The sequence below is a fragment of the Eudoraea sp. genome, from assembly GCF_049665975.1.
Lineage (GTDB): Bacteria > Bacteroidota > Bacteroidia > Flavobacteriales > Flavobacteriaceae > Eudoraea.
The window spans coordinates 1-8,904 of sequence record NZ_JBATGR010000150.1 but is presented as its reverse complement, the minus strand read 5'-3'; the positions used below and the strand labels follow the sequence as shown (position 1 = coordinate 8,904).

4 protein-coding genes are annotated in these 8,904 nt (G+C 40.2%); all 4 read left to right on the top strand.

Going from position 1 to position 8,904, the window contains the following annotated elements:
- Nucleotides 1–1,038, top strand: a 1,038-nt coding sequence (locus WBN20_RS05680; protein ID WP_424281030.1) for a gliding motility-associated C-terminal domain-containing protein, incomplete at its 5' end; no start/stop codon positions are given.
- 8 nt (nt 1,039–1,046) lie between these two features.
- Complete coding sequence (locus WBN20_RS05675; RefSeq protein ID WP_424281029.1) at nt 1,047–3,056, top strand: PorP/SprF family type IX secretion system membrane protein; 2,010 nt, start codon at nt 1,047–1,049, stop codon at nt 3,054–3,056.
- The gene (locus WBN20_RS05670) at nt 3,057–7,940 is read left to right on the top strand and encodes a hypothetical protein (RefSeq protein WP_424281028.1); all 4,884 of its coding nucleotides are present in this window, start codon (nt 3,057–3,059) and stop codon (nt 7,938–7,940) included.
- 408 nt (nt 7,941–8,348) lie between these two features.
- Nucleotides 8,349–8,904 (top strand): hypothetical protein (locus tag WBN20_RS05665; RefSeq protein ID WP_424281027.1); only part of this gene is annotated, 556 nt, incomplete at its 3' end.

Genomic DNA, 8,904 nt, shown 5'->3' with positions numbered 1-8,904 from the left:
GTAGTTGCCCCTGCTTCTTTTGAGATCGTAATTGATTATGCCTCTGCTTATACGGCCTGTGCGAACAACAGTATTGTCCTTGATGTAACGACTATTAATGCCATAGATTCGGGTGGAGGCGTGACTGATGTAACTGCTTCTCTTATCTCCGGATTTTCATACCAGTGGAAAAAAGATGGCAGTCCTATTAGTGGAGAAACTTCGGCAAGCCTAAGTTTAACGGATATTACTGAAAATGGTAATTATGAAGTAGACGGAAATATTACTACATATAACGCAACATCAAACTCCCTGTCTGTTCAGCTATTGGTAAATGAGACTTTAACCATTAACAGTACCGGTCTTATTAGTTGTGGTCCCTCAGAACCAATAACAATTAACACTACCACGAATTTGTCTGGTGAATCTTTTGATTGGTTCAAAGATGGTGTAAATCTAAATACAACCGATATAGCTCTCACGGTTACAGAGCCAGGAACGTACCAATTGCAATTAGACAGAAACGGGTGTGCGCTTCCATCAAATGAAATTGTTATATCTGGTCTTGATCCTGCATTGATAACTCTTGACCCTTCCGGTACAATTGTATTTCCAGAAGGTGGCTCAAGAACAGTTACCGCAAGTGGTGGTGATTCATACAGGTGGGATGATTCTAATAATACAGAAATAAGCACTTCTTCTTCTGTAACATTTACAGAGGAAGGTTCCTATATTCTTATAGCAGCTATAGGGAATTGTGAAGTAAGCAGGAGCTTAACTGTAGAATATCTTGACAACTTTAAAATACCGAATGTTATAACTGTAAATGGTGACGGAATAAATGATCAATGGATTATCCCCAATTCCTACTCTAATAAGCCTGACGTGAATGTGCTCATTTTCAATAGCGCAGGTAAGGAAGTATTAAATGAATTCAATTATCAAAATAACTGGCCCGAAACTTCAATGACTTTTGCCAAGCAAAACATGGTCTTTTTCTATAAGATTAAAGACGCTAATGAGGTTCTAAAACAAGGGACAATAACAATTATTCGTTAACAAATAAAATGAAACTAAAATTAATATATCTGTTGTTGTTCATCATGGCGCTTACAAAAGTAGGCGCGCAGGAAGATAATCCTTTTATCTCTTATGATGTGCCTTCACAGAACCTGTTAAAGTTTAACAGATTTCTTATAAATCCGACCTTCTCAACAGTTCGTGAAGACTTGTCATATATTAATCTTTTACATAGAAACCAATCGGTATCTTTTGATGACAACAACCAGTTATATTTTCTTAGTTATAGTGGAAGGGTTAACGACAGATCAGGGCTCGGATTGAGTTTATATACGCAGCGCGAAGGGGTTGTTAGCAACTACGGAATATTGGCAAATTATGCTTATGGTGTAAAATTAAGCGATAAAAGTAATTTCACCTTTGGTGCTAATTTATCCTATTACAGTAGTGGCCTGGATCAAAGCAGGGCTAACCCCATAGAGCTCGATCCACTGCTTAGTGGTTTTCAGGATAGTTCACTGCTTTCCTTTCAACCTGGATTTAACATTTCTTATAGTCAGTTCGATTTCGGGGTTTTTGCTGAAAACCTTTTGGAATACAACCTGAAAACGAGTGAATCTGTTACAGACTTTAAAGACAAGACTTTCTCAGCTCATTTACAGTATACTCATGCGTTAGAAAGTAACGCCGGAATTTTTGAAAATGCTCGTTTGATGCCGCTGGCTCGTGTAAGACAAGTTGGCCAGGAAGATATAGTTTTAGGTGGTAATATAATTTTCGACTTGCCAAAACTAGGATGGGTACAAGCGGGATATGATAGTTTTTATGGGGCTTCTGCCGGGATAGGTTTTAACCTTGGAAAAAGACTTTCTCTTGGGTATACCATGGAGAAAGGCCTATCCAATAGTTTTGACAACTTTGGTACTACTCATGAAATTTCATTTGCATATTCCTTCACGCCTAATCTAACGGAAGATAGGGTAATGTTAGAAGAAAGTGAAGAAGCCATCGCAAATATTGAAGAAGAACAAGAGGTGCTAGAAGAATCCCTTGCTTCCGATGACGAAGAGATTACAGAGCTAAAGCGCCGTCTGGCAGAAAATGATGCAATACTTGCGGAACTCATCTTTAGACAAGACTCCATGGAGACAACTCGCGAAAAAGATCTTGAAAGAAGATTTGAGATGGTTATGCGCATGGTGCGTAATGAAACCAATGGAGATCGTCCTGATCTGGAAGAAAAGGCCAGGGAAATGTATTTCATTAATAATGACAAAACAGCCCTTGTTGAAAATGTTGAGAAGCCAAGGCCTACTGAGTATAAGCCTATAGTCAGGAAGAAAACTCAGGCAGATGTCTTTATTCAGGAAGCCAAACGAAACAATGTTAAAGGCCAAAAATTCAGGGACCTCGATGGCGTGGAAAATGGATACTATATAGTTGCGAATGTTTACAAAGGCGGGCATTATATGAATAAATTCATGGACAATCTTAATGACCAGGGCTTAGACGCTGATTATATTGACAATCCAAAGAACGGCTTAAAATACGTTTATCTGAAGAGATACGATACCTGGAACGAGGCATTGGCCGCCCACAAATCCGGATTAAACGGAGCCTATAACGGGGAGTTATGGGTAATGAATGTTGATAACCGATATACCAACGAGGCCTATGCTGAAAATTCAACTAAAATTCGTGAGAAATCGTCTGAATATGACACAGATGTTCTTCAAAAGAATGTTGTTGTCAGGGATAATGTAACAGACAGCGAGCCAAAGTCGAAAAGTCAATTTATTAATGGTGTTGGTTCCGGTTATTATATCATAGCAAATGTCTTTGCAAATCCTAAAAATGCCAATCGATTCGTAAAATTATTAAACTCCCAGGGGCTTAGTGCCAGCTACTTTATAAATCCCGTAAATAACTATCGGTATGTTTATTTAAAGCGACACGAATCCTGGAATAATGCCCTAATATCTTACTACTCCAAACTTAATGACGCATATGATGATAAAATGTGGATCATGCGCGTTACACCAAACTTAATAACCTAGATGAAACCAAATTTTACTAAAAATTTTCTTTTTGCCTGTGTGGTACTATTTTCATTTATAGGCATTTCACAAGAATTCAATAGTTTTGAAGTTAGGTATCAAAATAACCTAAGGGGTGATTTAACTTTTATAGCTAATAATATTGTTAACAGGAATGGAGGCACTGGAAGTACTCAACCGGAAGACCCTTATAATTCCACCGGTAACTCCTCTACTTACAATGACTGGCTAAACATGCAGTACATTGATGTGGATGGCGACCCTACCACCTTTAGCTCAAGCCGGGCCACATTTACCTATCCACAGGCTAGTTGTAACCTTGTCCGATATGCCGGATTATATTGGTCTGCAACCTATCCAAGTGCTCAGGCCGGTCAGGCCCTGGGCACAGGAAGACAAAACGATTTTAACCAGGTGAAACTTATGGTTCCGGGAGGAGCTTATATAGATGTAACTGCGGATGAGGTTTTATTTGATGGATTCACCAGTGGTGATGCTTCCGTGACTCAAAATAGTCCTTATGCCTGCTATGCAGACGTAACAGCGCTTATAACCCCATTAGCAGATCCTTCAGGGGATTATACGGTTGCAAACATACGATCTGTTGTTGGTTCGCTTTCTCCGGGAGGAGGTGCAGCGGGGGGATGGACACTAGTTATTGTATATGAAAACCCCACATTATCAGGAAAATTAATTACAACCTTTGATGGTTTTGCCAGAGTACGAAGTGCGAATCCATCCGTTGACATAAACTATAGTGGGTTCAATACTATCCCTGTGGGTCCGGTTAGGGCCAATATTGGCGCTGCCGCATTAGAAGGAGATAATAGAATTACCGGTGACAGAATGCGAATCAGAGCCGCCAGTAACCCCGGATTTACAACCATTAGTAATGCCGTAAACCCGGCTAATAATTTCTTTAACAGTAATATTACGCTTAATGGTGCTATTACTAATAACAGAAACCCAAACAGTATCAATACCTTAGGTTACGATACAGATATATTTTTGTTGAATAACCCGGCCAATTCTGTAATACCCAATGGTGAGACCGACGCTACTTTCCGATTTACCTCTAGTGGCGATCAGTACTATCCATTCTTCAACTCCTTTAATGTTGAGATTATTGAACCAAATATTATTGTAGAAAAAACAGTTGAAGACATTGCAGGAAACGATATTACCGGTTTAGGGGTGAACTTAGGCCAGTTACTGGATTATGTCCTTGGCTTTCAAAATATAGGTAATGATGATGCCACTAATTATGTTTTAAGAGATGTTTTACCAGTCAATGTCACAGTTATAGAATCAGATTTGGTATTGCCTCCGGGAGTAACCTATGTATATGACCCGATAGCCAATGAAATATCCTTTAACATACCGGATAACCTTATAGAAGAGGGTGATCCGCTTTCAGAGATACGGTTAAGGGTAAAAGTAGCAGAAAATTGTTTTGATTTTGTAGATGCCTGTACTGATTTAATTGCGAATCAGGCCTATTCTACCTATGAAGGAGTCATAAACGGTGCACAGATTACTGATGATCCCAGTGTATCCGAATTTGACAATTGCGGATTTGTAACTCCAGGTGCAACGAACTTTTTATTAGATGATCTTGAAAGTTGTGATTATAGCAGAACCGTTCAGCTTTGTGGGGATGATTTACTTCTAGATGCCGGAGACAATTTTGACTCTTATGTTTGGTATAAAGATGAGAATGAGGATGGGCTAATTGATCCGGGTGATACCTTATTAAACGACGGTGATCCTGATGGTGATCCAAGTACACTTTTAATTAATGATATAGGTATTTATATTGTTGATAAAATAGTTGCCGACCCTTGTAAAGGTTTTCAGGAAATTATTACAGTAGAGCTATTTGGAGCCACCCAGATAAACCCTATCGTTACATTAATCAATGATACTACTAATAGCGTAGAAGGGGAGGTGGTAACTTGTCCAAATGATGGAGAATTATTACCGAAAATATTCTTGTGCGGACTCAACGACAGTGAACTTATACAAATTAATATTCCGGATGCTGACAGCATAGAGTGGGAGCAGCTTGATGAAGCAAGTTGTGGTGCGTCTGTTGCGGATTGCGCTAACAAAGATTCAGGATGTGCGTGGAACAACGTAGGAACGGGGAATAATTTTCTCGCTTCAGATGCCGGTAGATACAGGCTAATAATCAACTATCAAAACGGGTGTTTTACCAGGTTTTATTTTGATATATTCAAGAATCCTCTTGATCCTCAATACAATGTTACAGATTTAATCTGTCTATCACCCGGCAACATCACTGTAACAAATATGCCTGTTGATTATGAGTACCAGTTGCTAGATGCAACTAATGGTGCTGTTTTGGTACCATATAGTGCATTAAATGGACCAAGTTTTACAATAAATTCTAACGGTGCGTATACGGTAGAAATGCGTCAGCAAGGTGTTGTTGATGGTTGTATTTTCAGGTTAGAAGATATAGGTGTACTTGCACGTAACTTTCAGGTAAATATCACCACAAAGGACACGGATTGTAATGGATTAGGGGAAATTTCAATTTCAGCTCTTGATGTAGAGCCCCAATATTATTATGAAATATCTCAAGGAGGTACAACAGTTGATACATTTGGCCCTTCCGTTGATAATAATTATACTTTTCTAAACTTAAATGATGGTGTTTATGATGTGTTGGTGACAACAGATGATGGTTGTACTTATTCAGAGCAGGTAACAATAAACGATGTTACAGACCTTGCCGCAAATGCAGTGACGACCAAACCAATTGATTGTACCGATGGTATTATAACCGTAACCGGTTCAGGTGGTTTTCCTAACCCGGATTATTTATATGCGATCTGGAGCTTTAATGGGGTAACGACTTATACAGATATTACAGATATTCCAGCCGCAGAATTTCAGGATTTAAGTGATTTCACTTTTACAAATGGTGAAGAAGGAGATTACGTATTTGTGGTTGTTGATGCAAATAACTGTTGGGAATTATCTAATACAGCTACAATTACTGTAGCGCCCGCGGTAGTTTACACTACCACAGCAATAGACGAAACCTGCCTAGGTGGTGCAGACGGGTCCTTTGCTGTTAATGTAACAAATTACAATGGCTATAGTATAACTTATACCTTAACCTATCCGGATACCTCAACAACAACCAATGCTTCCGGATCTTTTACCGGCCTTGGACAAGGGAATTACAGCTTAACTTTAACGCAAACAAACGGAACAGACACCTGTGATTTTGTAGAAACCTTTACCATAGGTGGTCCTGTTGATTCTGTCACAGGAACAGCCGTTTTAGTACAGGATTACACATGTCTTCAAAACGGAATTATTGAAGCTCAGGGTGTAAGTGGAGGTAATGCAGCGTCATATGAATATAGCATAGACGGTGTAAACTTTTTTTCCGGACCGGGAGCAGAGACTTTCTCTAACCTTACCAATGGAACTTATACAATAACAATAAGAGATGCCAGTGGTTGTGTTTTTGTGACAAACCCGGTAACTATAGATCCTTTAAACGAACCTACTGATCTATCTTTTGTTTCAACGGCGCCTAATTGCCCGACACAAACTTCAGATCTTACTGTAACAGTAGTAGATGGCAATACTCCATTCCTTTTTGAAATAATTGCCCCTGCGGCAATTGCAGCTACCTCAATTTCCGGTAGTTCGGCAGATTTTGATGGTCTCGCTCCTGACACCTATACATTTAGAGTAACAGACAACAAAGGCTGTACCTACGAAGAAAGTTATACCATTACGCCGGTAACTCCCATTGGGGTTGTTGGCCAGTTAATAAGCAATATTAGCTGTCTGGGTGATTCCGACGGAGAAATTCTATACACTGTTTCGGACTTCGCCACATCATACGATTATACCGTCACCGGGCCATCTGCGTTTAGCGGATCCGGAGAAACTAGCGCAACAATTCCTTTAACCGGTTTACCAGCAGGAACTTATGATATTACAGTAACGGATAATGATACAAACTGTACTGACACAGCAAGTGTTACGGTAAATGCCCCTGCGGCGGTTCTTGCGTTATCGGCTAGTGAAACTCAGCCCACATGTACAGACCCGGGCAGTGTAATACTTACTGCGACTGATGGTTGGGGAGGTTATAATTTTTCATTAACCTATCCTGATACAATTACAATTGTGACTAATGCTACCGGTGCCTTTACTGGTCTGGTACAATTAGGAACTTATATTGCGTCTGTTACAGATGCGAATGGTTGTGTTGCCATGACAACATTTGACTTGAATGCTGCTTTGCCTCCTGTATTAGCAATAGTCCCAAATAATGTTTGTTATGATGATCTGGTAGGATTAACGTTAACGGCAAATGTTACATCCGGCGGAGATGGAAACTTTGAATATAGAATTAACGGCGGGCTTTATGACACAAATAACGTTTTTGCCGGCTTGGGACCAGGTACATATACCATTGACGTGATTGATGGAAATAATTGTACCGGTACAGACACTATTACAATAAATCCGGAATTGACGGTCACAGCTTCAGCAGGCAATATAACGGCCTGTGCAACAACAACAGATGTAACGGTAACTGCAGCAGGTGGTGATGGAAATTATGTTTATGCAATTGTAGCTGACGGAGCAGCTCCGGTTCCCGGAGATTTCGGTGCAGTAAATCCAATTACAGTTACCGGTGCCGGGGACTATGATGTATACGTCCGGGATAATAATGGAAATGTAACATTTTGTGAAGCTATGTACGATATCACTATTGTACAAGATGCGCCTATAACTATAACTCCAACATCAACTCCTGCAATATGTTTTGGAGACAGCAATGGTACCATAACGATTGTTGCTGCTGATGGAATGGGGCCTTATTAATACAGTATAGATAACGGAACAACCTACCAGGCAACAGGAAATTTTGTAAACCTTCCTGCCGGCACCTATCCAATCCGGGTAAGGGATGCTAACAATTGTGAAGAAACCGCTTCAATTGATGTACTTGAGCCCGCTCAACTAATCGCTGAGGCTGTTCAAACACAGGCTTATACCTGTCTTCAATTAGGTGAAATAACGGTAGGAAGCGTAACCCCAACATCCGGAGGATCAGGAGATTATCAATATAGTCTTAACGCAGGTTCCTGGACGGCATCTACGCCCGGCGGAATTACCTTTACTGGCCTTATTGATGGTGCTTATTCAATAAGAGTACGAGACGCGAATGCAGTTTCTTGTTTTATTACGCTGCCAGATGTTATAATAGCACCATTACCTGTAGAACCGGTTTTGAGCACCAGTGTTGCCTATAATTGTGATGGCACAGGAAATATTACGGTATTACCCAATGATCCTTCGTATCAGTACAGTATAGACGGAGGTCCGCTACAGGCTTCTAATATCTTTACTAATGTAGCCATTGGTAATCATTCTATTACGGTAGATTATGGCAGCGGATGTACTGTGGACACTGCTACGGATGTTGTAGCTGGAAATGCTTTTGATGCAAATATTACCAACTTTACCAATATAAGTTGTAATGGTCTGGCTGATGGTACAATTACCTTTGAAGTAGAAAACTTTGATGTCGTAAATGGTTTTGAATATGCAGTAAACGGGGGGGCATTTTCGGCGCCCCAAACAGTTTCTCCGGTAACAGTTAATGGTTTAAGCGCAGGAGTAAATTCAATTGAAGTAAGGGATGCTTTAGATAATTCCTGCTTCGTTATCCTTTCGGAAACACTAACCGAACCTGCAGCACTCGTTGCTTCGGCAGGCATTACTGTGGCGTTTACATGTAACAATGCAGGGGCTACCATAACTGCCAGTGCAATTGGAGGTACAC

Coding starts and splice junctions, on each gene's coding strand:
- WBN20_RS05670 (WP_424281028.1), top strand. CDS start 3,057: ATGAAACCAAATTTTACTAAAAATTTTCTTTTTGCCTGTGTGGTACTA.
- WBN20_RS05675 (WP_424281029.1), top strand. CDS start 1,047: ATGAAACTAAAATTAATATATCTGTTGTTGTTCATCATGGCGCTTACA.